We start from the raw sequence: 24472 nt of genomic DNA, 5'->3' as shown, positions 1-24472 counted from the left end.
GATGCGCACGATCGGCGGGGCCAACGTAAAAACAAATGTCATCTCGTCTCATGCGCCGAACATGGCACACCAGATCACAAATGGGAATCTTATGTCAGGTGGTGAACACTAGCGCTCGGACGCCTTGCGCGGCGTCGGCCGCCAGTTCTCGGGCGCCATCTCGAAGGACGCGAAGTCGAAGCCCGGCGCCACCGTGCAGCCGACCAGCGTGTATTCGCCGAGGCTCGTCGCGGTCTGCCAGCAGCCGGCCGGCACGACGAATTGCGGCCGCTCGCCGGCCTCGACATCCGGGCCCAGCCGATGCGCCGAGGCGTCGTGGCCGTTGGGCGAGATGGTGATTACCAGCGGCGCGCCGCCATACCAGTGCCAGACCTCCGCCGCGTCGGTCACCCGGTGCCATTCCGAGGTCTCGCCGGCTTCCAGCAGGTAGTAGATCGCCGTGGAGGCGGCGCGGCCGCCCTCCCCGGTTGCCGCGTCCCGGAACGTCTCCCGGTACCAGCCGCCTTCGGGGTGCGGCTTCAGGTCGAGGGTGCGGACGAGTTGCAGGGCCCTGGAGCTCATCAATAGCCATCCCGCTTCTGGCGGATGGCCGCGAAGACCTCCGCCGGCCGTGCCTCGGCCATGCCCATCGCCGCCATCAGCTCCGGGTCGTCGGCGCGCAGGAACGGATTGGTCTTCTTCTCGCGGCCCAATTGGACCGGCAGCGTCGGCTCGCCCGCGACCCGCAGATGCTCGACCTCCTTGACCCGCTCCTGCAGCGCCAGGTTCTGCGGATCGATGTCGATGGCGCAGCGGGCATTGGTGGCGGTGTATTCGTGGCCGCAATAGAGCATCGTCTCGTCCGGCAGGGCGCGCAGCCGCTGGAGCGATTCCCACATCATCGCGGCGTCGCCCTCGAACAGGCGACCGCAGCCCAGCGAGAACAGCGCGTCCGCGGCAAACAGCGCCTGCGCCTGCGGCATGTAGTAGGAGACCTCGCCCAGCGTGTGGCCCGGCGTGTCGATCACCTCCACGCGGATGCCGCCGACGTCGAGCGTGTCGCCGCCCGATGCCGTCCGGTCGATGCCGGGGATCCGGTCGCGCTCCTTCTCGGGGCCGATGATCTCGACGCCGAAGCGCGACTTCAGCGCCGCGTTCGCCGCGACATGGTCGCCATGATGGTGGGTCGTCAGGATGTGGGTCAGCGTCCAGCCGGCCGCGTCCAGCGCGTCGAGGATCGGCTGTTCCTCCGGCGCGTCGATGGCGATCGTGGTGCCGCTGTCCCGGTCGTGGACGAGGACGCCGAAATTGTCGCTCCGGCAGCCGAACTGCCGGATGTCGATCGAAGCCATGGGCGGTCTCCCCTCTGATTGATGCTGTGCAGCGAGTTAGGGCGTCCCGGCGCAATGTCAGCCACGCGCCGATCCCCTGCCCTCCGCTGCCCATTGTGGCGACGGGAGTTTCGAGCCAGCTTGCGGTCGTTCTATAAGGGTTGCGGGCGCAACGGACGCCGAAGGGGAGGCCACGCACTGACGACCAATGCCGACATCGTCGACCTGCGCGATTTCTACGCCTCGCCGCTGGGGATCGCCGCCGCCAGGGCCGTCTCGCTCGCCCTTACGCCGCTGTGGCGGCCGATCTCGCAGGAGCGGCTGGTCGGGCTCGGCTATGCGGTGCCCTATATCGACCGCTTCGCCGCCGATGCCGAGCGGGCTCTGGCCTTCATGCCCGGCGCCCAGGGCGCCCAGGTCTGGCCGGCCGGCGCCGCCTCGCTGACGGCGCTGATCGGCACCGAGGAACTGCCGCTCGGCGACGCCTCGGTCGACCGCGTCCTCGTCGTCCATGCGCTGGAATTCGCCGAAAGCCCGGAGGCAATGCTCGCCGAGATCTGGCGCGTGCTGGCGCCGGGCGGCCGCATCGTCATCGTCGCGCCGCACCGGCGCGGCGTCTGGGCCCGCTTCGAGCATACGCCCTTCGGCTCTGGCCGGCCGTTCTCGCGCGGCCAACTGACGCGCCTCCTGCGGGCGACGATGTTCACCCCCAGCGCCGTCTCGCAGGCGCTGCTGTTTCCGCCCTTCCGGCGACGCACGCTGCTCGGCTTCGCGGTGCCGCTGGAACGCATCGGCCGCGATCTGTGGCCGATCTTTGCCGGCGCGGTGATCATCGAGGCGACCAAGCAGCTCTATCGCGGCGTGCCGGTCACCTCCACCGCCCGCGAGCGCCGCAAGGCGATCAAGCCGGTGCTGGTGCCGGCCGGCGCCGGGGCCGGGGCACGGGTGTTCCGCTAGCGCGACACTTACGCGCCGTGAGCACGCGCCAGCGTCCCTCTCAGCCCGATCCCACCATGTTGCGCAACGGCTCCACCGGGCCGATCCGATGCGCCAGCAGCGTCAGGGCGGCGGCAGCCGTGACGGCCGGCACCAGGCTGAATGCCTCCACCGCGCCGAAGACCAGCGCGCCGGACACGGCGCCCACGAGCAGCCCGGCCCACAGCGCCAGATACGGGACCCAGCCGAAGCGCTTGCCGCCCAGGCAGGCGCTGGCCAGATGCTGGCCCAGCTTGACCAGCGTGCCGGTCATGTAGGTCACCCCGATGCTGACCTCGCCATTCCTCAGGAAGACGCAGTTCGCCGCCCCCATCGCCACGGCCAGGGCCAAAGCGGGCCATGCGCCACCGAAGGCCACGTCCAGGCCCTGCGCGCCGGCCAGCAGCGCCGTCACCAGGATCAGCACGGCGGTCTTGCGGGCCGTCCCGGCCCTGTGGGCGAGAACGGTGCCGAGCATCACCCCGCCGACGAAGGCGGCGATGATGGCGAGCGCGAGCCCGGCAAGGGCGGATCGCTCCGAGACCGCGACGGCCAGCCGGGTGGAATTGCCACTCATGAAGGACACGAACAGGCCGGCCAGCTTCAGGAAGCCGATCGCGTCGACATAGCCGGCGAGCGCCGCCAGGCATGCCGCCAGCGTCCATTGGCGCCTGTCGTTGCGGTCCATCCGGCTCCCTTTCCGCCGAAACCTCTTCCGCGCGCGCCGCAGCCGGGCGCCGCGCCGGCCCCTATCGCTTGAGCACGAACACCGCCTGCTGGCCGAACAGGTTCCAGAACGCCCAGGGCATCTTCATGCCGATCCGCTGGCCGGTGGAGTTCAGCGCCATGGCGGTCTCGACCGTCGCGCCGACCTCCTCGGCCAGGGCGACGAAGTCGCGGATGGTGCAGAAATGGATGTTCGAGGTGTCGTACCAGGTCTGGTGCAGGTTGCGGGTGACCGGCATGCGGCCGCGCAGGGCGACCCAGTAGCGGATCGACCAATGGCCGAAATTGGGAAAGGAGACGATGGCCCGGTTGCCGATGCGCAGAAGCTCCGACAGGACGAGCTTGGGATGGCGCGTCGCCTGGATGGTCTGGGACAGGATCACGTAGTCGAAGGCGTCGTCCGGATAGTGGACGAGATCGCGGTCGGCGTCGCCCTGGATGACCGACAGGCCGCGGGCGACGCATTCGTTGACGCCGTGCTGGCTCAGCTCCATGCCGCGGCCGTCGACCTGCCGGCGCTGCTCCAGGAGGGCCAGCAGCGCGCCGTCGCCGCAGCCCACGTCCAGGACGCGGCTGCCGGGCGTGACGAGATCGGCGATGATCTCCAGGTCGACGCGCGTCGCGGCATCCTTGGACACGCTCTCGCTGGTCGGCAGGGGGGCATCGGCAAGCACCATGGTCAAAGCCCCCGCGCCGTGGCGGCCGACGACACGAAGCCGTCGATGGCCGCGAAGAATTCCGGCTCGTCCAGCAGGAATGCGTCGTGGCCGCGGTCGGTGTCGATCTCGACGAAGGAGACCGAGGCGGCGGCCGCGTTCAGCGCATGGACCACGGCGCGGTTCTCCTCGGTGGGAAACAGCCAGTCGGAGGAGAACGAGACCATGCAGAACCGGGTCCGGGACCCGCGAAAGGCATTGGCCAGCCGCCCCTCATAGTCCCCGGCAATGTCGAAATAGTCCATCGCACGGGTCATGTAGAGATAGGAATTGGCGTCGAAGCGGTCGACGAAGGTCATGCCCTGGTGCCGCAGATAGCTCTCGATCTGGAAGTCGGCGTCGAAGCCGAAACCGAGCTGGTCGCGGTCCTGCAGGTTGCGGCCGAACTTCCGCTGCAGGGCCATCTCCGACAGATAGGTCACGTGGGCGGTCATGCGCGCGACCGCCAGTCCCTTGTGGGGCCGCTTGCCGTATTCGAAATAGCGCCCGCCCTGCCAGTCGGGATCGGCCATCACCGCCTGCCGGCCGATCTCGTGGAAGGCGATGTTCTGCGAGGAGTGCCGCGCACCGGTGGCGATGGGCAGGGCGGCGAAGACCTTCTGCGGATAGCTCACCGTCCATTGCAGCACCTGCATGCCGCCCATGGAGCCGCCGATGACCGCAAATAGCGTGTCGATGCCCAGCCGCTCGACCAGCATCGCCTGCGCCCGCACCATGTCGCGGATGGTGATCACCGGCAGGCCGAGACCGTAGGGCTTGCCTGTCGCCGGATCGATCGAGGCCGGTCCGGTGGACCCCATGCAGCCGCCGATCACGTTGGAGCAGATGACGAAGTATTTCGACGTGTCGATCGGCTTGCCCTCGCCGATGATCGAGGACCACCAGCCGGGCTTACCGGTGACCGGCGATCGGCTCGCCGGATAATGGTCGCCGGTCAGGGCGTGGCAGACGAGGATGGCGTTCGACTTGGCGACATTCAGCGTGCCGTAGGTGTTGTAGGCGATCTGGAACGGCGACAGGTCGCGGCCCGCATCCAGATGCAGCGGCTCGTCGGCGCCGAAATGGGCGACCGGGCTCGACGGTTCGTTCGCCTCGCGGCTGCCGAGGGAATAGTCGAGCTGTTCGCGGGAAGGTTCGGCGCTCATGAATGTTACCGGCTTCTGGATTGCTGGCGCGAAAGGGCGGGCTGTCCGGTCCCTCGTCGGGCCGGCGCGTCGTTCAGCAGCCACAGATACGCAACGCGAGGCGCTGCGGCAATCGCGGCAGCACTCATGGCATCGGCGGCCGGCACCTCCCGGGCGGCTTTGCCAACGGCGCGGCGGCCCGATACAAGCCGACGGAACATGAGGAATGGCGCGCGAGGGGCGCCGGAGGGGAGTGCCAACAGATGAACGGACCTGCCAGGGCCGACCCGTCGCGGCTTGCCGAATTGCGGGCCAAGATCGACGCCATCGACGAATCCGTCCACCGGCTGCTGATGCAGCGGGCGAGCGTCATCGACGAGTTGATCGAGGTGAAGGGCACGGCCCGCAACGGCGCCGCCTTCCGCCCCGGCCGCGAGGCGGAGATGATGCGGCGGCTGGCCGGCCGGCACGAAGGCCATCTGCCACTCACGGCGATCGAGCATCTGTGGCGCGAGATCATCTCCACCTTCACCGCCCTGCAGGCGCCGTTCGAGGTCGTCGTCGCCGACGAGGGCGACCTGGTCGCGGCTGTCGAGACGGCGCGCTTCTATTTCGGCTTCTCGGTGCCGGTCACCATCGCCGGGTCGAGCCAGGACGTGATCGCGGCGATCGAGGACGGTGGCGACCGGCTCGGCATCGTGCCCATAAGCGCGGCGGGCCGGCCGTGGTGGCAGGGCTTCCACTCGGCGCAGATCGTCGCACGGCTGCCCTTCTTCGACGCGCCCGGGCGTCCCGCCGGCACGCCCTGCCTCGTCGTCGCCCCGCCGCTGGCCGATCCGGTGCAGCCGGAAATCGCCTGCTTCTGCGTCGACGGCCTGACCGGCATGGCCACGCCGGCCGATGGCGTGACGGTGATCGCCGAGGCGCCCTACGGCGCCGACCGCTTCAGCGCGCTGGTCGCCAGCCGCGACGGGGAGGCGGCGATCGCGGCGGCCATGGGCGACGGTCTCGACATCCGGCCGGTCGGGGGCTATGCGGCTCCTTTCCGGCTGCCTTCCTGACGACGCTCGCGCCCCTGCGGCCGAACCGCCCGGGGCGGCCGGACCGATCCCCGGATCGGCGCACCGCCTGACGGGGCGCGTCGGCTTCCGGGACGTTGAACCGACGCGTCGGGCCCGCCGGACTTGTTGCCGCGCGAGAGCCGATGCCGCAGCGAAAGAGTGCGGACGATGAGACCCGTTCCGACCAAGGGCGTTCTCGACATCGAGGCCTACGTCCCCGGCAAGAGCAAGGCGCCCGCCGGCGTGACGCTGCACAAGCTCTCGTCCAACGAAACGCCGCTCGGACCGCCGCCTGCGGCGCGCGAGGCCGCCGCCGCGGCGCTGACGCAACTCGAAATCTATCCCGACGGCCAGTCCTCCGCCCTGAAGGACGCCATCGCAGAGGTGCACGGCCTCGATCGCCGGCACATCCTGTGCGGCAACGGGTCGGACGAACTGCTCGGGCTGTTGTGCCAGTGCTATCTCGCGCCCGGTGACGAGGCGATCCACACCGAGCACGGCTTCCTCGTCTATCGCATCCAGATCCTGGCGCGTGGCGCCACGCCCGTCGCTGTCAGGGAAACCGACGCCACCGCAAACGTCGACGCCATCCTGGCCGCCGTCACGGACAAAACGAAGCTGGTCTTCCTCGCCAATCCCAACAATCCGACCGGCACCTATCTGCCCTTCGACGAGGTGCGGCGTCTGCATGCCGGCCTGCCCGGTCACGTCATTCTCGTCCTCGACGCAGCCTATGCCGAATATGTCCGGCGCAACGACTATGGCGCCGGCATCGAGCTGGCCTCGTCCGCCGAAAACGTCGTGATGACGCGCACCTTCTCCAAGATCTACGGCCTTGCCGGCCTCAGGATCGGCTGGATGTACGGCCCCGCCGCGATCGTCGACGCGCTCGACCGGGTGCGCGGGCCGTTCAACCTCAACGCAGCGGCCATCGCGGCGGGCGCCGCGGCGATCCGCGAACGTGCCTTCGTCGAGAGCGCCATCGACCACAACGAACGCTGGCTGGAATGGACGACGCACGCGCTGGAAAGCCTCGGCCTGGCGGTGACTCCCAGCGTCGGCAATTTCGTCCTCGTCCACTTCCCCGAGGAGCCGGGCCGCACCGCGGCCGACGCCGACGCCTTCCTGACGGCGCGGGGCTTCATCCTGCGCCGGGTCGCCGGCTACGGGTTCCCCAACGCGCTGCGGATGACGATCGGCTCCGAAGAGGCCAATCGCGGCGCCGTCGCCGTCCTCGCCGACTTTCTCGGCCGGGGGCAGCCATGAGCGACAAGCCGTTCGGACGGGTCGCGCTGATCGGCATCGGCCTGATCGGCTCGTCCATCGCCCACAATATTCGCGTCCGCGCACTGGCCGATCATGTCGCCATCACCACCCGCCGCGCCGCGACCTTGGCGCGGGCCGAGGAACTGGGCCTCGGCGACAGCTACCATCTCGACGCCTCCGATGCGGTGCGTGACGCCGATCTCGTGATCCTCTGCGTGCCCGTCGGCTCCTGCGGCGCGGTGACCAAGGAGATCGCCGGCGCGCTGAAGCCCGGGGCGATCGTCAGCGACGTCGGCTCGGTGAAGGGCGCCATCGTGCAGCAGATGCAGCCGCATCTGCCGGACAACGTGCACTTCGTCCCGGCCCATCCCATCGCCGGCACCGAGCAGTCGGGGCCCGATGCCGGCTTCGTCGAGCTGTTCGACAATCGCTGGTGCATCCTGACCCCGGTCGAGGGCACCGACGAGGCCGCCGTCGCCCGTCTGAGAAGCTTCTGGGAGGCCTGCGGGTCCGACGTCGAGATCATGACGCCGGAGCACCACGACCTGGTGCTGGCCATCGTCAGCCATGTCCCGCATCTGATCGCCTACAACATCGTCGGCACGGCCGCGGACCTGGAGACCGTGACCCAGTCGGAAGTGGTCAAGTTCTCGGCCTCCGGCTTTCGCGACTTCACCCGCATCGCCGCCTCCGACCCGACCATGTGGCGCGACGTCTTCCTGACCAATCGCGACGCGGTTCTGGAGATGCTGGCGCGGTTCTCCGAGGACCTGGCCTCGTTGCAGCGGGCAATCCGCTGGGGTGATGGCGAGACGCTGTTCGACCTGTTCACCCGCACCCGCGCCATCCGGCGCGGCGTCATCGAGGCCGGGCAGGATACCGCCAAGCCCGATTTCGGCCGCGACCATTCGCCGGCCCCCACGACTCAGGCAACGACGCCGAAGGACTGATCACCGCAGCGGCGGGATCCGGCCCAGCGGGATGACGCCCGCGGCGACATTGCCGTCGCGGATCGCCAGGTCGATGACGCTGCGCCCATTCTCCGTGCGGCCGGCGAAGGACAGGGCCGTCGCGATCGTCTGCGCGGCCGATCCCAGCTGCGGCGCGGCCTCGCCGACCATCGCCGCGATCCGGGCGGGATCCTGGACGGCGAGCGCGAAATCGCCCGACACCAGGCCGTCGGCGCCGACGGCGAATGTCCCCGACAGATCGACCTGCGCATCGCCGAAATCGATCGAGAAGCTGCGCAGTTTGCCTTGGCGCCCGGCGAGCAGTTCGCCCGGCGTGCGGCCGGCGGCACCGCCGCCCAGCCAGTCGGCCGCCCCCAGGATCGTCAGGTCGATGTCGGACGCATAGGCCGGCACGCCGGCCAGCTGCGGCGCGACGATGCGGGTGTCGCGGCTGGACAGGGCGAAGTCGAGATCAGCCTCGCGGCGGCGCAGATGCACCTCGAACCGGCCGGCCTCGACCAGCGGCAGGCGGCCGGCGGCCGGCTGGGTCAGCGCCACCACCGGTGCCTCGACCGCCAGCGCCGCCCGGTCCAGCCCGTCGGTCCAGAAGGCGGCGCTCGCCTGGGCCAGATCCCAGCGGAATTCCAGCGGCGGCGTCTCGGCCGTGTCGACGATCAGCGGCGCGTCCAGTTCCGCCACGATCCGGTTGGGCCGGTAGATCTGGGCCGCGGTGCGCAGCGCCCCGGCGGTCGCCCGCACGCCGTCGCGGGTCGCTTCCACGGTCACGGCGTCGCAGCGCAGGCCGAGCCGGAAGGGATAGCCGAAGACCTCGCGGTTCGTGCAGTCGATCTCGGTGCCCTCGGCCCGCGCCATCTCGATCGTGCGGGCGGCGCGGGTGTCCAGCTGGGATGCCAGATAGTACCAGGCAGCCGACAGCCCGACCGCCAGCAGGACGGCCACCGCGATGATCCACAGATAGGCGCGGGCCGCTTTCCCGGTGCCGCCGCTTGACGTCGCCATGGCGTTATCCTTTGAGGGCCCGAGCGAGATCGCGGACGGGCGGGGCATGTCGAGGGCAATGGACGATTTGTGGGTATTTGGCTACGGCTCGCTGATCTGGCGGCCGGGATTTTCGTTCACGGAACGGCTCCAGGCCCGGCTCGGCGGCTATCATCGCGCCCTGTGCGTGCGCTCCCACGTCCACCGGGGCACGCCGGAAAGGCCGGGGCTGGTCTTCGGGCTCGACCGGGGCGGCTCCTGCGTCGGCATGGCGTTCCGGGTGCCGGCCGCCGAGACCGACCAGGTCGTCGACTATCTGCGCGGCCGGGAGCTGGTCACCCATGTCTATCGCGAGATGACCCTGCCGATCCGCCTCGAGGATGGCCGCGCCGTGCGCGCCCTCACCTATGTGGTCGACCGCGGGCACAGCCAGTATGCCGGGCGCGTCGACGTCGAGCATGCCGCCGCGACGGTGCAACGCTCGCACGGCCAGTCGGGCGCCAATGTCGACTACGTCACCAGCGCTCTCGACCATATCCACGAGATGGGGCTGAGGGACCGCTGGCTGGAACAGGTGGTCGCCCGCCTGCACCGATGAGCGCGCCGGCACCATCGGTTCAGCGGCCGCGCGCCTGGGGCGCCGGCAGATGCCCGTCGCGGGCATAGGCTTCGGCCATCAGATCCGTCGAGCGGGTCTCGATGGAATCGCGCAGATGCGACAGGAAATCACCCCGGTTCATGCCCGGTTCGATCACCGGCAGATACTCCGCGCGGATGGTGCCCGGGCGGCGCACGAAGGTCCGGCGCGGCCAGTACAGGCCGGAATTGAGCGCCATCGGCACGACCGGCACCTTCACGTCGTCATACAGCCGGAACACGCCCTGGCGGTAGTCGGCGACCGCGCCGGGCGCCGTGCGCGTGCCTTCGGGAAAGATCACGATCTGCCGCCCTTCGGCGATGGCCTTGCGGGCGCCCTCGATCATCGAGGCGACCGCACCGCCGCGCTGCGATCGGTCGACCGGGATCATCCCCATGCGCGCGGTCAGCCAGCCGAACAGCGGAATGCCCATCAGTTCCTTCTTCAGGATGAAGGTCGGACGGTCGAGACCGGGGATGATGGCGAAGACATCCCAGAAGGACTGGTGCTTGGCGGCGATGATCGACGGGCCCGGCGGCACGTGGTCGAGGCCGGTGATGTGCGAGCGCACGCCGCCCACATGCTCGAGCAGCCAGACGCTGGAGCGCGCCCAGTTCTTAACGATGCGCCAGCCCGTCGCCTCCGAGCCGAGCAGCATGAACGGTCCGAAGACGATCATCTGGACGATCAGGTTGGCATAGAACAGCACGTTGAAGACGAGCGAGCGGATGATGGTCATGGCTGGAAGCGCCTCCGGCATCGGTCGGCGCGGCAGGGGCGGAGGGGACGGCAGGCCGGCGACATGGTGACGCCATACGACGTCGGGCGCCGAGAATCGAGGGGCGGATCGCCGTCCCGTCTCAGGGATCGAGACCGGCGAGTTCGGTGGCCACGCTGTCCGACTGGGCGACGCCCAGGACCAGCCGCACCCGGGCGGCGATCAGCTTGGCATATTCGGTCAGGAGGACCCGCAGGCCCGCACTGTTCGGCATGGAATCGGCCGTCCACAGATCGTCGCGGCGCACGGCATAGGGCGTGACGGAGCGCAGTTCGCCGACACGGTCGAATTCGCGCAGCGAGCGCGGCATGTGATAGTCGCTGGTGACGAGAATGAGGTCGCGGAAGCCGTGCTCGCGCGCCCAGTTGCGGGCGATCTCGGCGTTGCCCACCGTGTTCAGCGCGGCATAGTCTAGATCGACGCAACAGGCGAAGAGCGCGCGATCGGTGTCGGTCATGCGGGCCAGGGTCTCGGCGCTGGTGTGCGGATTGACGCCGCTGATCAGCAGCCGCCGTCCGTGGCCATCCTTCAGGAGGTCGATCGCCTGGTCGATCCGCAATGCGCCACCGGTCAGGACCACGATTCCGTCCGCCGGCGCGATCGGCACGGGCCTGGCCAGGATGCTGACCTCCTCGGCAAAGCGCAGGAAGCCGCCGGCCAGATAACCACCCAGGAGAACCGCCGCGACGATCGCCGCCAGCCACAGGCGCCGCAGGACGGGCCACGCAGGACGGTTCGCCGGCGGCCGCCGGGGCGCGGAACGCCCGGGGCCTGCGATATGGGAGTGGGCCGACGACGAAAGGATCATCGGATCATGTTCCTCTCGGAATGCGACATAGCTTTGTCCGTGTCCTCGTCCTGTGGCGTAGTCTTTCCAGTCCAGGGTTAACCGGGCCTTACCGCTCGACCGGGGAGATCATGTCGATCTCGGCCAGATGCCGCATGACAGTCAGGCGGGATGTAAACGCCGTCAGTCCTCCCACGGTTGCAACCAGGGCCACCACGCCGACATAGCCGACCCAGCCGATCGAGAAGGACCCGAACAGGGCGCTGATCTGGTCGGCTTCGGGCGTCGCCGTATTGCTGGCCGTCCAGACCCCCATGACCGCGAAGACCACCAGCGCCGCCCCGCCGCCGACCACCGCGCCGACCAGCCCGAGGCGCAGGAAATGGCGCTCGAACTCGCGGGCGATGAAGGAGGAGCGGGCGCCGACGAAATGCAGCACCTCGATGATGTGGCGGTTGCCGGACATGGCGCCGCGGGTGGCGAAGACCACGGTCAGGGTCGTGGCGACGAGCACCAGCGTCAGGATGCCCACGCCGACCAGCACCGTCGCCCGCGCCATGGTCACGAGCCGCGACACCCAGGCGCGATGATCGTCGAGCTGGGCGGCCGGCACCTCGGCCTGCAGGCGCGCTACCAGGGCGACGAAGTCCGGCGGCGCGTCCTGGTCGATGGCGATGATCACCAGGCGCGGTACCGGCAGATCGTCGAGATTCAGCCCGTCGCCGAGCCAGGGCTCCAGCAGCCGGCCGGTCGCCGCGTCGTCGAGGATGGTCGCCTCGCTCACCCCGGGCGTCGCCAGGGCGATTCGCCGGACGTCGGCGAGTGCGGCGGCCATGTCGAGGCCGTCGTCGGGCATCACCTGCACGGTGATCTCGCGCGAGATGTCGTTCTGCCACTGGGAGGCGGTGTCGGCGACCAGGGTCACGGCGCCCACGGTCAGGCTCGCCAAAAAGGTCATGATGGCGATGACCGTCATCAGCGCCCGCCCCGCCACATTGGCGCGCGGCACGATCGGCGCCGGCTTGGTCTCGCCGGTGCGCCCGGTCAGCCGGGCGAAGGTCTCGCGCAGGTCGATCCAGTGGTCGGCGAAATCAATCATAGATGTCGAGGCGTCCCTCCGAGAGAACGAGACGGCGGGCGGCCACCTGTTCCATCAGGTCCAGATCGTGGGTGGCGATGACCACCGCCGTGCCGGTGCGGTTGAGCTCCATGAAAAGGCGCAGCAGTCGTCGTGCCAGCGGCGGGTCGACATTGCCCGTGGGCTCGTCGGCCAGTAGGATGTCGGGCTGGTCGATCAGCGCACGGGCGATGGCGGCGCGCTGCTTCTCGCCGCCGGACAGGACCACGGGCGAGGCGTTCATCCGCTCGCCCAGCCCGACCCATTTGATCAGGTCGATCACGTCCTGGCGGTAGGAGGCTTCCTCGCGGCCGCGCACCCGCAGCGGCAGCGCGACGTTCTCGTAGGTCGACAGATGTTCCAGCAGCCGGAAATCCTGGAAGACGACGCCGATGCGCCGGCGGATCGACGGCAGGTCCGTGCGCGACAGGGTCGAGGCGTCGCGGCCGAGCACGGTGATCAGGCCGCGGGTCGGCTTCAGTGCCAGGAACAGCATGCGCAGCAGGCTGGTCTTGCCCGCGCCCGACGGCCCCGTCAGGAACTGGAACGACTGGCGTTTCACCTCGAACGACAGGTCGCGCAGCACTTCCGGCCCCATGTCGTATCGCAGCCCGACATTCTCGAACCGAATCACGTCGCTATGCCCCCGTCTGTCGCCCTCGATCGTCCTAGTGCAACCCACTGATGCACCGGACTTGTGGTGATTGTTGGCCGTCCCCGGCGCGCCCGGTCCGGCCGGCCACCCATTCCAGGCTTCACGGTTTGTTAAGCATAAATCCTTACCGATTGCTGAACGCCCAACGACCGAGGATGCGATGACCGAGTTTCGCACCACCGCTGACACGCGCCGGGCTCCCCCCCGTGCCATCATCATCGACGGCGAGGCCGAGGTCGTCAGCCGCCAGCCGCTGCCGCATCATGCGTCGACGCTCCGCCAGATCGCCCATGAGCCGGCCGTCGCGGACGCCATGCCCGAGCCGGGCGAGCGTGCCTTCGGACGGCGGTCGGCTGCCAGCCGCGCCTTCGCCAGTGCGGCATCCGAGGATCGCGACCTCCTGCGCCAGGCCTCCCTCCTCTCGCACGGTGCCTCGTGGCCCGCCGACGCCGGTCCCGCGCGGGAATCCCTCGGCACGATGGCGCGGCGGCTCAGCCCCAGCCGCGCCGTCCTCGTCGTCGGCGGTTTCCTGGTCGGTCTCTTGGCCGCGCCGGTCCTGCTCCTGTCGATGCCCGAATCGCCCGTCGCCGCACCCTACGGGGTCGCCAGCGCATCGGGCCTCGTCCTGCGCGATGTCGATGCCAGCATCGCCCCGCGCGGGCCCGGCGCCGTCCTGTCGGTGGCGGGCACCATCGTCAACGACACAGCCGGCACGCTCACCGTCCCGACGCTGCGCATCGCCCTGCGCGATGCCGATGGCATCACCCGCAGCAGACCGCTGAATGCCCAGATCTCCGCCCTGCCCGCCGGGCAATCGGTGCGATTTCGCTCGGCACTGGCGGTCGCCGGTGATACAGCGGGCGACATGAGCGTCGAATTCGAAGAGACAGGAGCGCCGAACCGTTGATCACCGTTCGCGGCAAGCAGATCGAGCCGCTGTATAGCGTCGAAGACATCGCGGCGACCGTCGACCGGGTGGCCGGCGAGATCGCGGCCGTGCCGGCCAATGACCTTCTGGTCATCTCGGTGCTGAAGGGCTCCTTCGTCTTCGCCGCCGACCTGATCCGCGCCCTGCATCATGCCGGGCTGGCGCCGGAGGTCGAGTTCATCTCCCTGTCGAGCTACGGCGCCGGCACCGAGCCCGGCGAAATCCGGGTCCTGCGCGATGTCGAGAGTGACGTGGCGGGCCGCACGGTGCTGCTCGTCGACGACATCCTGGAATCGGGCCGTACGTTGAAATTTGCCCGAGACCTGATGCTGTCGCGCGGCGCCGCCGAGGTGCCGGTCGCCGTGCTCCTCGACAAGCCGATGCGCCGCAAGGCAGACATCCAGGCCGACTATGTCGGCTTTTCCTGCCCCGATCTGTTCGTCGTGGGCTACGGCATGGATGTCGGCCACGCCTTCCGCGAACTGCCCTTCGTCGGCCGCGTCGTCGACTGAGTGCGGCCAGCCATGCGTCCGGCAGGACGCCTGAAGGACGCTCGGATCTGTTGAACCACTGCGGTCGGCAAAACCGATGCGGAACGACCGCCACGCATCCCTGCGACCTTCGGTTGGCTCGCCATGCAAGCTTTGCGCAAGGATTGGGCCTTAGAAGCAGAGTTTGGTGTTGCGTAGCCAGACGATGGGAGGCCCCCCGTGGCGAGGATTCTGATCGCGGAAGACGACGCCGGCGTTCGCCTTCTGGTCTCGCGGGCGCTCGGCCTGGAAGGTCATGAGGTGACCGTCGCCGAAGACGGCGAGATGGCGCTCGACGTCCTCGTCGAGCGGGACGGCGCCTTCGACTTCGTCCTGTCCGACATCCGCATGCCGGCCCTGACCGGCATCGAGCTGGCGCACGAGATCGCCGCCTCCTGGCCGCATCTGCCGGTGCTCCTGATGACCGGCTATGCCGAGCAGATGGAAGCGGCCGAGGATCTGACCGCGATCATCGAGGGCGTGGTGGAAAAGCCGTTCTCGATCGCCGAACTGCGCCGCGAGGTCGCTCGCATCCTGGCGGAGCGCCGGCAGAACCCCGCCGAAGCCGTCCCGACACCGCCCGTCCGGCGCTGCGCCTAACGCCACGGCCTTCGTCACAAATCATTCCACGTCGATCTCGATGAACGGGCCGGGCCGGCAACGCGGCCTGGCGCTGCGCGCAACCCGCACGGCGGCTATCTAGCCGCCGTGCGCCGTGCCGTCTCAGGGCGTCTCGAGCAGCCGTTCCAGATAGTCCCGCTCCACCTGCGGCGACAGGGCGTCGCCGAGGCGGTTGCGGATCGCGTCGAGGATCTCGCGGGCCCGCTCGGTGTCGATCTCGTCCGGCACGCCCACGTCCTGGCCGAAATCCGGTCCCTGGGTCTGGCGCTGGCGGCCCAGCGGATCGCGGCCGGAACGCTGCTGGGTGCCATTGAAGCCCTCGCCCATCTGGCCGCCCGGTCCCGGCATGCCGGGCTGGCCCTGCCCCTGCTGCATGGCCTGCTGCATCTGCTGCATCATGTCCTGGGCGCCGCGGCGCATCGCCTCCATGGCGCGGCCCTGCTGGCCGACGGCCTCGCCGTCCTCGCCCTCGCCGAGCGCGCCTTCGGCTTCGCCCATCGCCTCGCCCGCTTCGCCGAAGCCCTCGGACGGCTCCATTCCCATGCCCTCCAGCTGCTCCTGCATGGCCTGCAGCTCTTCCTGGAGCTGCCCCTGCTGGGCCTGCAGCTGCTCCATCATCTCGCGCAGCTGTTCGGGCGTCATCGGCTCGCCCTGCTGGCCTTCCTGGCCCTGTTGCCCCTGCTGTCCCTGCTGCTGCTCGCGCTGGATCTGCCGGCGTCCGAGGTCGAAGGTCTCGTCCATGAGCTGCTGCTGGCGCTGCAGCAATTCGCCCATCTTGTTCATCTGCTCCTGCATGGCGTTCTGTTCGCCGCCCTGCTGCTGCTGGCCCGGACGCATGGCCTGGAGGTTGTCCATCATCTGCTGCAGCTCGGACAGGAGCTGCTGGGCCGCCTCCTTCGAACCGGACTTCGCCAGGTCCTCGATGCGGTCCATCATGCGCTGCAGGTCCTGGGGCCGCAGCTCCTGCATGTCGCCGGCCTGCATCTGGTCCTGGCTCATCGGCGGCTGGTTGCGCATCGCCTCGGCCAATGCCTGCATGTATTCCTGCATCGCCTCGCGCAGTTCCTGCATCAGGCGGCTGATCTCCTCGTCTGACGCGTCGTTCTCCAGCGCCTCCGACAGCTGCTCGCGTGCGTCGCGCAGGCGCCGCTCGGCCAGCGACAGATTGCCGTCCTCGATGCCCAGCGCGATCTCCCACATGAAGTCGACCGCCGAGACCAGGGCCGCGTCGTCATAGGCCGCCGCGATGCGGGTGCGCACCGCCTTCAGCGCCAGATAGGTCGACAGGCTCTCGATGAATTCGTCGCCGCGCAGGGTCACCGCGTCGAGCATCTGGACGACGCGCTGGCCCGAATCGGCATCCAGCGCCAGGATCCGCCGCTGCTCGACGACCGCGCGGGCCAGCGGGTTGGAGAAGGCCCGCTCGGGCAGCGTCAGGGTCAGCGCCTCGGAGCGGCCCTCCTGCCCCGCATCGTCGACCGCCACCAGGGTCATGGCGACGTCGGCCCCGGCATAGGGACTTTCGGTCAAATCGGCGCTGGTGCGGCCCTCGGCCGTGCCCTTGGTGCGCCGGGGCAGCGCCAGCCGCATCTCCGGCGGCGCGATCAGCGGACGCGCGTCGGCCGCCACGATGTCGTCGGTGACCACGATCTCGGCATTGGCCTGGCGCACGCCATAGTCGTCGGTGACCGTGTAGGTCAGCTGCAGCGCGCCGTTGCGCGCGACGGTCGGCTCGCCTTCGAAGGCGATCTGCGGATCGAGATCGGGCGTCACGTCGAAGCGCCAGCGGCCAAGGGTGGAGAAGGTGGTGTTCAGCGCCGCCTCGCCCGGCGTGTAGAGGACGAAGGCGTATTCGCGCGGACCGGCCGGCTCATCTGCTGCCGCCGCCTCGGTCTCATCGCCGGCGCTGTCCGCCGCTTCCCCGTCCGCCTCGGTGACCGGCGCGATGACGATCGGCTCGGCGCCAGCCGGCGTGAAGCTCAGCTCGGCGTTCGAGCCGTCGGAGATCCGCACCTCCAGCTCGCTGCCTTCCGGCACGCTGACGGGGTCCGCAGAGGCACCGAGGTCGGCGAGGAAGATCGGCGCCCGGCCGGTATAGGCCGGCGGCGTCACCCAGGCGTCGACCCGCGCCGCGGCGACGAGTTCGGCCTCGTCCGGCGCCAGGGCGTCGACGACGCGACCGCCGCCGGGGCCGTAGGAAAACGCGAAGGCGGTGACCAGCAGCAGCGCGACCAGCGCGCGCAGGCCGAACGGGTCCAGCCGCTCGGTCCGGGTGGCCGGCGCGCCGCCGCGCAGATGCTGCAGCCGTTCGGCCATGCGCCGCTGATGAGCGCGCCAGAGGGCCGCCGAAAAGGGATCGTCGGTGACGACGCGCTGTTCCTGCGCCTGCAGCGGCTGGTGCGGCAGGCGGCTGACCCGCTCGATGCGCGAATCGACGTCGGCGCCGGTGGGCAGGCGTAGCGTACGACTGCGCCACAGCGCGACGAGCGCCAGAACCGCCAGGCCGCCGAGCACCGCGATTCGGGCCAGATAGGGCAGCGCCGCGAACAGGCCGAACCAGGCGAGAATGAGGAAGACCGCGACGAGGCAGGCAAGCGCCAGCACCAGCGGCCAGGCGCGCTCGGTCAGCAGCGCCGCCCAGGCCATGCGCCGCGTCGCCGCCACACGTCCGGACGCGATCCAGTCGCTCTGCCGCTCGTGTCGCGCCATGGGGCCAGCCTCGTTTGTCGCAAGTTTCGCCGAGACTAGCAGTTTTTGCGGCGAAGACGAGGCGGTGACGCAGCTGTGAAGGGGCCGCGAGCGTCGGCCCCTGTGCGCCCCGTCACCCGAACCGCGCGCCTCGCCTCAGGCGTCGTCGTCCAGCCAGGGCGGCAGCCGGTCGAGGGCGATCAACTCGTCCAGGGTCTGGCGCGGCCGCACGGCGTGGAAGGCGTCGCCCCGCACCAGCACCTCGGCGATCAGCGGCCGGGAATTGTAGGTCCCCGACTGCACCGCCCCATAGGCACCGGCCGAGGACAGGTAGACCAGGTCGCCGGCCGCCACGGACGGTATGTCGCGGGCGCGGGCGAAGAAGTCGCCGCTCTCGCAGACCGGCCCGACCACGTCGGCGACGATGCGCGGGGCGTCCGGATCGTCGATCACCGGATGGATGTCGTGCCAGGCGTCGTAGAGCGTCGGGCGGATCAAATCGTTCATGCCCGCGTCGACGATGACGAAGACCTTGCCCTCGGCCTCCTTCACATACAGGACACGGGTGACGAGGATGCCGGCATTGGCGGCGATCAGGCGGCCGGGCTCGAACACCACCTGGCAGTCGAGCTCGCGGACATGGCGCTTGACGATCTCGGCATAGGCCGGCGGACCGGGCGGCGGCGCGTTGGTGCGGCTGTAGGGCACGCCGAGGCCGCCGCCCAGATCCACATGGCTGATCTCGTGGCCGACCGCCCGCAGCCGCTTCACCAGGCTCGCCAGCCGGGCGAAGGCCTGGTCGAAGGGCTCGAGCTCGACGATCTGGCTGCCGATATGCATGTCGATGCCGGAGACCGCGATGCCCGGCAGCGCCCGCGCCCGCTCGTACACCGCCTCGGCGCGGTCATAGGCGATGCCGAACTTGTCGGACTTCTTGCCGGTCGAGATCTTGGCGTGGGTGCGCGCGTCGACGTCCGGGTTGATGCGGAAGGACACATGCGCCGTGCGGCCGGCCGCTTCGGCCCGGGCCGAGACGGCGTCGAGCTCGGGCTCCGATTCGATGTTGAAGCAGAAGATGCCCGAGGCCAGCGCCAGGTCGATCTCCGGCACCGTCTTGCCGACGCCCGAGAACATGATCTTCTCGGCCGGGATCCCGGCCCGCAGCGCGCGCAGCAATTCGCCGCCGGAGACCACGTCCGCCCCGGCGCCCAGGCCCGCCAGGGTCTTCAGCACCGCCTGGTTGGAATTGGCCTTCATGGCGTAGCAGACGAGGGCGTCGATATCGGCGAAGGCGTCGGCGAACACCGTGTAGTGGCGCACCAGCGTCGCGGTCGAATAGCAGTAGAACGGCGTGCCCACGTCCCGGGCGATCGTCTCGACGGATACATCCTCGGCATGCAGGACGCCGTCGCGGAGTTCGAAATGGTTCATGGCAGGTCTGACGGCGCTCTCAGAAAGGGCGAAAGGCGGCTTGCCGCATCGGCCCGGAACCGGACAATCGCGGTCCGGACGGCACGATGCGTCGATCGAAAGCTGGCGCGTCCTGTCGGACGCCCGGCCCTCTAGTTCAGCAGCGGATCGAGAATGAAGCTGCTGCGCGAGGCCCCGGCATCGCGGCTCACCTCGGCGGGCGCGATGTTGGTGTCGTCCTGGATGCGCGAGACCCGCATGGACGGCGACGTCGATCCGGTCGTGCCGAACCCGCTGCTGGCCGAAACCCCGCCGGACGCCGCGACGCCGGCCCCGTCCGCGGACGATCCGCCCGATGGCGCCACGGGGTCGTTCTTGACCCCGCAGCCGCCCAGCATCGCCGCTCCGGCGATGACCAGCAGCGGCAAGAAAATCCGGCTCGATCGAATGGTCATGTCGTCACCCCTCGCCGTGCGCCGGCGTCTGCTTCCCCGTCAGCGGTCATAGCGGGTCCCCGCCGGAAAATCACCATGGCCGACATGTCCCAGCTTGTCATTCATTGCCGGTCACGGGCCATGCGCTCGCGCCAATAGGCGATCTGGGCGCGCACATTGGCCGGCGCGGTGCCGCCGAAGCTGGTGCGGCTGTTGACCGACGCATCGACGCCGAGCACGGAAAACACCGCCTCGCCGATCCGCGCGTCCAACTCCTGCAGGCTGTCCAGCGGCAGCTCCTCCAGCCCGACACCGCGTTCCTCGGCCAGGGCGACGGCCCGGCCGGTCACGTGATGAGCCTCGCGGAAGGGCATGCCCAGTTCGCGCACCAGCCAGTCGGCTAGGTCGGTCGCGGTGGAATAGCCGTGGCCGGCCGCCTTGCGCATGGCGTCGGTCTGGATGGTCATGTCGCGCACCATGCCGGTGGCCGCCGCCAGCGCCAGGGCCAGCGAATCGATGGCGTCGAAGACCTGTTCCTTGTCTTCTTGCATGTCCTTGGAATAGCTCAGCGGCAGGCCCTTCATCACGGTCAGCAGCGAGATCAGCGCGCCGTTGATGCGGCCCGGCTTGGCGCGCACCAGTTCGGCCGCATCCGGGTTCTTCTTCTGGGGCATGATCGAGGAGCCGGTGGAAAAGGCGTCGGACAGGCGCACGAAGCCGAACTGCGGCGTCGACCAGATGACGATCTCCTCGGCCAGGCGCGACAGATGCGTGCCGCAGATCGCCGCCACCGACAGGAACTCCAGCGCGAAGTCGCGGTCGGAGACCGAATCCAGCGAATTGCGCGTCGGCTCGCGAAAGCCGAGCGCCTTGGCCGTCATGTGGCGGTCGATGGCAAAGCCGGTGCCGGCCAGGGCCGCGGCGCCCAGCGGGCTCTCGTCCAGCCGGTTCACCGCGTCGCGGCAGCGCGACAGGTCGCGGGCGGCCATCTCGACATAGGCCAGGCAATGATGGCCGAAGGTCACCGGCTGGGCGACTTGGAGATGGGTGAAGCCGGGCATCACCGTGTCGGCATGTTCCTCGGCCTTGGCCAGCAGCGCTGCGATGAAGCCCGTCAGCGCCTGGTCCAGCGACAGGAAGGCCGACTTGACGTGCAGCCGGAAGTCCAGCGCCACCTGGTCGTTGCGCGAGCGCGCCGTGTGCAGGCGTCCGGCGGCGGGGCCGATCAGCTCGGCCAGCCGCGCCTCGATGTTCATGTGGATGTCCTCGCGCTCTCGCGAGAAATTGAACCGGCCCGCCTGTATCTCGACGCGGATCTCTTCCAGACCGGCAATGATACTCTCTGCGTCCTGCGCCGTGATGATGCCCCGGTCCGCCAGCATGGCGGCATGGGCTTTCGAACCGGCGATATCTTCTTCATAAAGCCGGCGATCGAAATCGATCGACGCGTTGATCTCCTCCATGATCGCGTCCGGACCCGAGGCGAAGCGTCCGCCCCACATCGCGTTGGCGGTACCGGGGACGTGGCTGGGGTTCTGGCTCATGGACACTCGAAAGGGCTCTTGACGACATGTCCGAAGCAAATCGATCGACTTCGAACGGGCGGCGGCTGGGTCTCGTCGCCGCGGTCGCGCTGGTCTGCGGCATCGCGGCGGGTGGTGTCGTCCTATACGTGAGCCAGAGCGGGTCTGGCAACGAAACCGCCAGCGCCTGCCCGGCCAATGCCGCGATCACCGCGGCGGTGGATGCGCAGGCCCGCGGCGAGGTCGCGGCGGTGCAGGCGCTGGACACGCCCTTCGACGTGTCGGCCATCGCCTTTTCCGACGAGAACGGCGCGGCCGTCACCCTGGCCGACTTCGCCGGCCAGACCCTTCTCGTCAATCTCTGGGCCACCTGGTGCGTGCCCTGCCGCCTGGAGATGCCGGCGCTGGACGAGCTGGAGCGCCAGGAAGGCGGCGAGGATTTCGCCGTGGTGCCGATCAATGTCGACATGGGCGACATCGAGAAGCCCAGGAGCTTCTATGCGGAGACCAACCTGACGGCCCTGCCCTTCTACCGCGACGAGACCATGGGCGTGTTCAACGACCTGAAGCGCGAAGGCGTCGCCTTCGGCCTGCCGGTCTCGCTCGTCGTCGGCCCCGACGGCTGCGCCCGCGCGGCGATCAACGGTCCGGCCGAATGGGCCAGCCCCGACGCGATCCGCCTGATCGAGGCCGTGCGGGAGAGCAGCACGCCGGCGTGAGGTGCCGTCTGTTCCGAACGTCCCGCGGAACGGGAGTGCTGACTTGACCGATCGGACGGAGCGTCGAACAATCCGACGTGAGAATGGTCGCCGGACGGCAATTCGACGTTGTGGACTGCGGCGAGGACCAGGCCCAGCACGGAGCGCTGGAATGAAATGAGGCGTCGTGCCGTCGGCTGAGCGCATATTGTGGCAAATGGCCTGCGCCTGCGAAGCGAGAAAACGCGCGCTTCCTCCCTTGGACCGGCGACCTGACAGCCAACGCCGCCGGTACTTGCGGATTCCCGTTTCATGCGACTGCGACGAGCCCGAACTGATCGGCGTGTCCATCGAAGGAACAGCTTGGGCGGACGAACCCGAGATGCGCGTCTCCTTTCAGCTCAAGATCGACGTGGGTGGGACGGACTACAGGATCGCCCGGCTCGATTGGCGCCCGCGCCAGCCCCATGTCAACAAGTTGGGACCACCCGAGTTGCGGGGACGTGCCTGCATGGCAAGTATTCACGACTTTCCGGAGAACGCTGCTCTTGGGTTGGAAGAGATGCAGTTGAAGAACCTGCCGGTGGCTAAGCCCATCGACCCGGAGCCATCCGATTTTGATGCGCTGCTGCGCCAGCTCCGTGATACATTCCGGCTTGACAATGCCATCGAGATCCCTGTGCCGCCATGGTCACCGCAGCTTTTCTGAGCAACAGCCAGTCACCGGACACGATTCTCAAACGCATCGCCGGGGATCTCGTGCGGGTCCGCGCGCTGGATCATGGCGGCTTGATCTCGACACCGATCCTATTTCCTTCGGGTTCGTGCGTCACCGTCCGAATTGCCTTCGACGGAGATCGCTGCCGGATTACCGATGATGGCGCCGCCTATGCCGAAGCCGACATGATGGGAGCTCTGCCGATATTTCGGCGGGCTGGCCGCCGCGTCGCCGAAGCGACTGGTCTTCGCTTCGATGACTTCGAGATCTTCGAAGCGGATGCCACCGTTGAGACGGCCGCAGGACTTATTGCGATCGTCGCAGACGCGGCCCGCCGGTCGATCGATCTGACCGCCGAACGGCTGGCCGACCGCCTTCACGCACATACGAAGCCTCGGTTTTCGATCTGTTGGTCGAAGCCTTCGGAACGGAAAACGTCACGTCGGACGTGGCGCTTTCGGGCGCGTCGACCCACGCCTGGACGATCGATGCTCTGGTCAAATCCGAGCAGGCCGACATTGCAGTATCGGTCGTCGGCCCGACGCCGGCTTCCATTTCCTCAACCTACGTGAAGCTGGATGATATTCGCAGGCTGGAGGACGCGCCGCGCACGGTCGCTGCACTGGCGAGGCGGGAGACTTTCAAAGCCGATCAGATTACAATCCTCAACAGGACCGCCAGGCTGATCGACCTTTCCGCCACGATTGCCGAGTTCCGTCGGCTCGCCGCGTAATCGCGGGTTCCGCCCCGCCCTACCGCGTCGGGACGGGCGTTTCGCCGCGATAATCGTAGAAGCCGCGCCCGGCCTTGCGGCCCAGCCAGCCGGCCTCGACATATTTCACCAGCAGCGGACAGGGCCGGTATTTGGAATCGGACAGGCCGTCATGCAGCACCTGCATGATCGACAGGCAGGTATCGAGGCCGATGAAATCGGCCAGCTGCAGCGGCCCCATCGGGTGGTTGGCGCCCAGCTTCATGGCGGTGTCGATGGATTCCACCGAGCCGACGCCCTCGTACAGCGTGTAGATCGCCTCGTTGATCATCGGCAACAGGATGCGGTTGACGATGAAGGCCGGAAAATCCTCCGACACGCTGATCGTCTTGTCGAGGGCGGTCACGTAGTGCCGCGCCTGCTCGAAGGTCGAATCCTCGGTAGCGATGCCGCGCACCAGCTCGACCAGCTTCATCACCGGCACCGGGTTCATGAAGTGGATGCCCATGAAGCGCTCGGGCCGGTCGGTCGCCGAGGCGAGCCGGGTGATCGAGATCGATGAGGTGTTGGTGGCCAGGATGGCGCCGGGGGCCAGGTGCGGGCAGATCTCGCGGTAGATCTTCCGCTTGACCGTCTCGTCCTCGGTCGCCGCCTCGATGACGAGGTCGGCGGTGCCGAGGGCCGCCGTGTCGGTGGTGGTCACGATCCGCGCCATCGCCTGGTCGCGGTCGTCGCGGGTGATCTTCTGGGACGCCAGCTGGCGGTCGAGGGTCGCGGCGATCTTCTCGAGGCCCGCGGCCGCGCGGTCCCCGGAAATGTCGTAGAGCGTCACACCATATCCGGCGAGAGCCGAGACATGGGCGATGCCGGACCCCATCTGGCCCGCCCCGACGATCCCAACGTTCCTGATGCTGTCCGCCATCTCGCCTTCGATCACCCTGGATTTTGCATCGCGAACCTAGCGGCCGCGCGCGGCCACGTCAAAGCCGCGCGCCGGCAGGGCAATCGGGTGAGTTGGCGCGTGACATTTGGTGCAAGTACTGAATCTGTGGGTTCCCAATTGATTCGATTGGGAGATTGCGGGAATGGCTGTGTCCGACGAGGCGGTA

General features: G+C 68.8%; 27 protein-coding genes. 12 read left to right on the top strand and 15 right to left on the bottom strand.

Annotated features, from left to right (window positions below; genetic code table 11):
- Positions 1-108: 108 nt before the first annotated feature.
- The gene (locus tag VQ042_RS20365) at positions 109-561 is read right to left on the bottom strand and encodes a cupin domain-containing protein (RefSeq protein ID WP_331822139.1); all 453 of its coding nucleotides are present in this window, start codon (positions 559-561) and stop codon (positions 109-111) included.
- The gene (gloB, locus tag VQ042_RS20360; protein WP_331822138.1) at positions 561-1331 is read right to left on the bottom strand and encodes a hydroxyacylglutathione hydrolase; all 771 of its coding nucleotides are present in this window, start codon (positions 1329-1331) and stop codon (positions 561-563) included. The genes VQ042_RS20365 and gloB overlap by 1 nt, the downstream gene beginning before the upstream one ends.
- A 177-nt stretch (positions 1332-1508) precedes the next feature.
- On the opposite strand from gloB, the gene VQ042_RS20355 reads away from it, so the two are divergent.
- Positions 1509-2267: a class I SAM-dependent methyltransferase gene (locus VQ042_RS20355; protein ID WP_331822141.1), complete on the top strand. Its 759-nt coding sequence runs from the start codon at positions 1509-1511 to the stop codon at positions 2265-2267.
- 40 nt (positions 2268-2307) lie between these two features.
- On the opposite strand, the gene VQ042_RS20350 is transcribed toward VQ042_RS20355, so the two are convergent.
- The 3 genes from VQ042_RS20350 to metX all read right to left on the bottom strand — a co-directional run bounded on the left by VQ042_RS20350 (position 2308) and on the right by metX (position 4872).
- Positions 2308-2973, bottom strand: a complete 666-nt coding sequence (locus tag VQ042_RS20350; RefSeq protein WP_331822137.1) for a YoaK family protein — start codon at positions 2971-2973, stop codon at positions 2308-2310.
- Between the two features lie 61 nt (positions 2974-3034).
- A complete protein-coding gene (gene metW, locus VQ042_RS20345) occupies positions 3035-3688 on the bottom strand; it encodes a methionine biosynthesis protein MetW (protein WP_442880147.1) in 654 nt (217 codons plus the stop codon).
- A gap of 2 nt (positions 3689-3690) precedes the next feature.
- Positions 3691-4872 (bottom strand): homoserine O-acetyltransferase MetX, encoded by a 1182-nt coding sequence (gene metX / locus VQ042_RS20340; protein ID WP_331822136.1) that lies wholly within the window; start codon positions 4870-4872, stop codon positions 3691-3693.
- A gap of 242 nt (positions 4873-5114) precedes the next feature.
- On the opposite strand from metX, the gene pheA reads away from it, so the two are divergent.
- The 3 genes from pheA to VQ042_RS20325 all read left to right on the top strand — a co-directional run bounded on the left by pheA (position 5115) and on the right by VQ042_RS20325 (position 8128).
- Positions 5115-5912 (top strand): chorismate mutase, encoded by a 798-nt coding sequence (pheA, locus tag VQ042_RS20335; protein ID WP_331822135.1) that lies wholly within the window; start codon positions 5115-5117, stop codon positions 5910-5912.
- 168 nt (positions 5913-6080) lie between these two features.
- The gene (gene hisC, locus VQ042_RS20330) at positions 6081-7178 is read left to right on the top strand and encodes a histidinol-phosphate transaminase (protein ID WP_331822134.1); all 1098 of its coding nucleotides are present in this window, start codon (positions 6081-6083) and stop codon (positions 7176-7178) included.
- Positions 7175-8128 (top strand): prephenate/arogenate dehydrogenase family protein, encoded by a 954-nt coding sequence (locus tag VQ042_RS20325; RefSeq protein ID WP_331822133.1) that lies wholly within the window; start codon positions 7175-7177, stop codon positions 8126-8128. The genes hisC and VQ042_RS20325 overlap by 4 nt, the downstream gene beginning before the upstream one ends.
- Here VQ042_RS20325 and VQ042_RS20320 read toward each other — a convergent pair whose 3' ends face one another.
- On the bottom strand, positions 8129-9148 hold the full coding sequence (locus tag VQ042_RS20320; RefSeq protein WP_331822132.1) for a DUF2125 domain-containing protein: 1020 nt from the start codon (positions 9146-9148) through the stop codon (positions 8129-8131). It abuts the gene before it with no gap.
- On the opposite strand from VQ042_RS20320, the gene VQ042_RS20315 reads away from it, so the two are divergent.
- Positions 9147-9725, top strand: coding sequence for a gamma-glutamylcyclotransferase (locus VQ042_RS20315; RefSeq protein ID WP_331822131.1), 579 nt, complete (start codon positions 9147-9149; stop codon positions 9723-9725). The two genes, VQ042_RS20320 and VQ042_RS20315, sit on opposite strands and share 2 nt — an antisense overlap.
- A 19-nt stretch (positions 9726-9744) precedes the next feature.
- Here the strand turns inward: VQ042_RS20315 and VQ042_RS20310 are convergent, their stop codons facing one another.
- The 4 genes from VQ042_RS20310 to ftsE all read right to left on the bottom strand — a co-directional run bounded on the left by VQ042_RS20310 (position 9745) and on the right by ftsE (position 13080).
- Complete coding sequence (locus VQ042_RS20310; RefSeq protein ID WP_331822130.1) at positions 9745-10503, bottom strand: lysophospholipid acyltransferase family protein; 759 nt, start codon at positions 10501-10503, stop codon at positions 9745-9747.
- A gap of 121 nt (positions 10504-10624) precedes the next feature.
- Positions 10625-11350 carry a YdcF family protein gene (locus VQ042_RS20305; protein WP_331822129.1) on the bottom strand — a complete coding sequence of 242 codons (726 nt, stop codon included), beginning with the start codon at positions 11348-11350 and terminating at the stop codon, positions 10625-10627.
- 88 nt (positions 11351-11438) lie between these two features.
- Positions 11439-12428 (bottom strand): cell division protein FtsX, encoded by a 990-nt coding sequence (locus VQ042_RS20300; protein ID WP_331822128.1) that lies wholly within the window; start codon positions 12426-12428, stop codon positions 11439-11441.
- Positions 12421-13080, bottom strand: coding sequence for a cell division ATP-binding protein FtsE (gene ftsE, locus VQ042_RS20295; RefSeq protein ID WP_331822127.1), 660 nt, complete (start codon positions 13078-13080; stop codon positions 12421-12423). The genes VQ042_RS20300 and ftsE overlap by 8 nt, the downstream gene beginning before the upstream one ends.
- Before the next feature lie 181 nt (positions 13081-13261).
- On the opposite strand from ftsE, the gene VQ042_RS20290 reads away from it, so the two are divergent.
- The 3 genes from VQ042_RS20290 to VQ042_RS20280 all read left to right on the top strand — a co-directional run bounded on the left by VQ042_RS20290 (position 13262) and on the right by VQ042_RS20280 (position 15159).
- A complete protein-coding gene (locus tag VQ042_RS20290) occupies positions 13262-14008 on the top strand; it encodes an FxLYD domain-containing protein (protein WP_331822126.1) in 747 nt (248 codons plus the stop codon).
- Positions 14005-14541, top strand: coding sequence for a hypoxanthine phosphoribosyltransferase (gene hpt / locus VQ042_RS20285; protein WP_331822125.1), 537 nt, complete (start codon positions 14005-14007; stop codon positions 14539-14541). Before VQ042_RS20290 ends, hpt begins: the two co-directional genes overlap by 4 nt.
- 198 nt (positions 14542-14739) lie before the next feature.
- Positions 14740-15159, top strand: a complete 420-nt coding sequence (locus VQ042_RS20280; protein ID WP_331822124.1) for a response regulator — start codon at positions 14740-14742, stop codon at positions 15157-15159.
- Positions 15160-15282: 123 nt separating this feature from the next.
- Here VQ042_RS20280 and VQ042_RS20275 read toward each other — a convergent pair whose 3' ends face one another.
- Together VQ042_RS20275 and lysA are read right to left on the bottom strand one after the other, a co-directional pair.
- Positions 15283-17889, bottom strand: a complete 2607-nt coding sequence (locus tag VQ042_RS20275) for a TIGR02302 family protein (protein WP_331822123.1) — start codon at positions 17887-17889, stop codon at positions 15283-15285.
- A 135-nt stretch (positions 17890-18024) separates the two neighbouring features.
- A complete protein-coding gene (lysA, locus tag VQ042_RS20270; RefSeq protein WP_331822122.1) occupies positions 18025-19299 on the bottom strand; it encodes a diaminopimelate decarboxylase in 1275 nt (424 codons plus the stop codon).
- A 153-nt stretch (positions 19300-19452) separates the two neighbouring features.
- Between lysA and VQ042_RS20265 the strand changes: the two genes are divergently transcribed.
- The gene (locus tag VQ042_RS20265; protein ID WP_331822121.1) at positions 19453-19785 is read left to right on the top strand and encodes a hypothetical protein; all 333 of its coding nucleotides are present in this window, start codon (positions 19453-19455) and stop codon (positions 19783-19785) included.
- 49 nt (positions 19786-19834) lie between these two features.
- Here the strand turns inward: VQ042_RS20265 and argH are convergent, their stop codons facing one another.
- Complete coding sequence (gene argH, locus VQ042_RS20260; protein WP_331822120.1) at positions 19835-21256, bottom strand: argininosuccinate lyase; 1422 nt, start codon at positions 21254-21256, stop codon at positions 19835-19837.
- A gap of 26 nt (positions 21257-21282) precedes the next feature.
- On the opposite strand from argH, the gene tlpA reads away from it, so the two are divergent.
- Together tlpA and VQ042_RS20250 are read left to right on the top strand one after the other, a co-directional pair.
- Positions 21283-21954 (top strand): thiol:disulfide interchange protein TlpA, encoded by a 672-nt coding sequence (tlpA, locus tag VQ042_RS20255; protein WP_331822119.1) that lies wholly within the window; start codon positions 21283-21285, stop codon positions 21952-21954.
- A 274-nt stretch (positions 21955-22228) separates the two neighbouring features.
- On the top strand, positions 22229-22642 hold the full coding sequence (locus VQ042_RS20250) for a hypothetical protein (protein ID WP_331822118.1): 414 nt from the start codon (positions 22229-22231) through the stop codon (positions 22640-22642).
- Positions 22643-22740: 98 nt separating this feature from the next.
- Here the strand turns inward: VQ042_RS20250 and VQ042_RS20245 are convergent, their stop codons facing one another.
- Positions 22741-23037, bottom strand: a complete 297-nt coding sequence (locus tag VQ042_RS20245; protein WP_331822117.1) for a hypothetical protein — start codon at positions 23035-23037, stop codon at positions 22741-22743.
- 23 nt (positions 23038-23060) lie between these two features.
- On the opposite strand from VQ042_RS20245, the gene VQ042_RS20240 reads away from it, so the two are divergent.
- A complete protein-coding gene (locus tag VQ042_RS20240; protein WP_331822116.1) occupies positions 23061-23384 on the top strand; it encodes a hypothetical protein in 324 nt (107 codons plus the stop codon).
- Between the two features lie 19 nt (positions 23385-23403).
- Here the strand turns inward: VQ042_RS20240 and VQ042_RS20235 are convergent, their stop codons facing one another.
- Positions 23404-24285, bottom strand: a complete 882-nt coding sequence (locus VQ042_RS20235; protein WP_331822115.1) for a 3-hydroxybutyryl-CoA dehydrogenase — start codon at positions 24283-24285, stop codon at positions 23404-23406.
- Between the last annotated feature and the right edge of the window lie 187 nt (positions 24286-24472).

The organism is Aurantimonas sp. A2-1-M11, assembly GCF_036549475.1.
GTDB lineage: Bacteria > Pseudomonadota > Alphaproteobacteria > Rhizobiales > Rhizobiaceae > Aurantimonas.
Note: the sequence above shows the minus strand (reverse complement) of the source record. Positions and strands in the feature narration are given on the sequence as shown.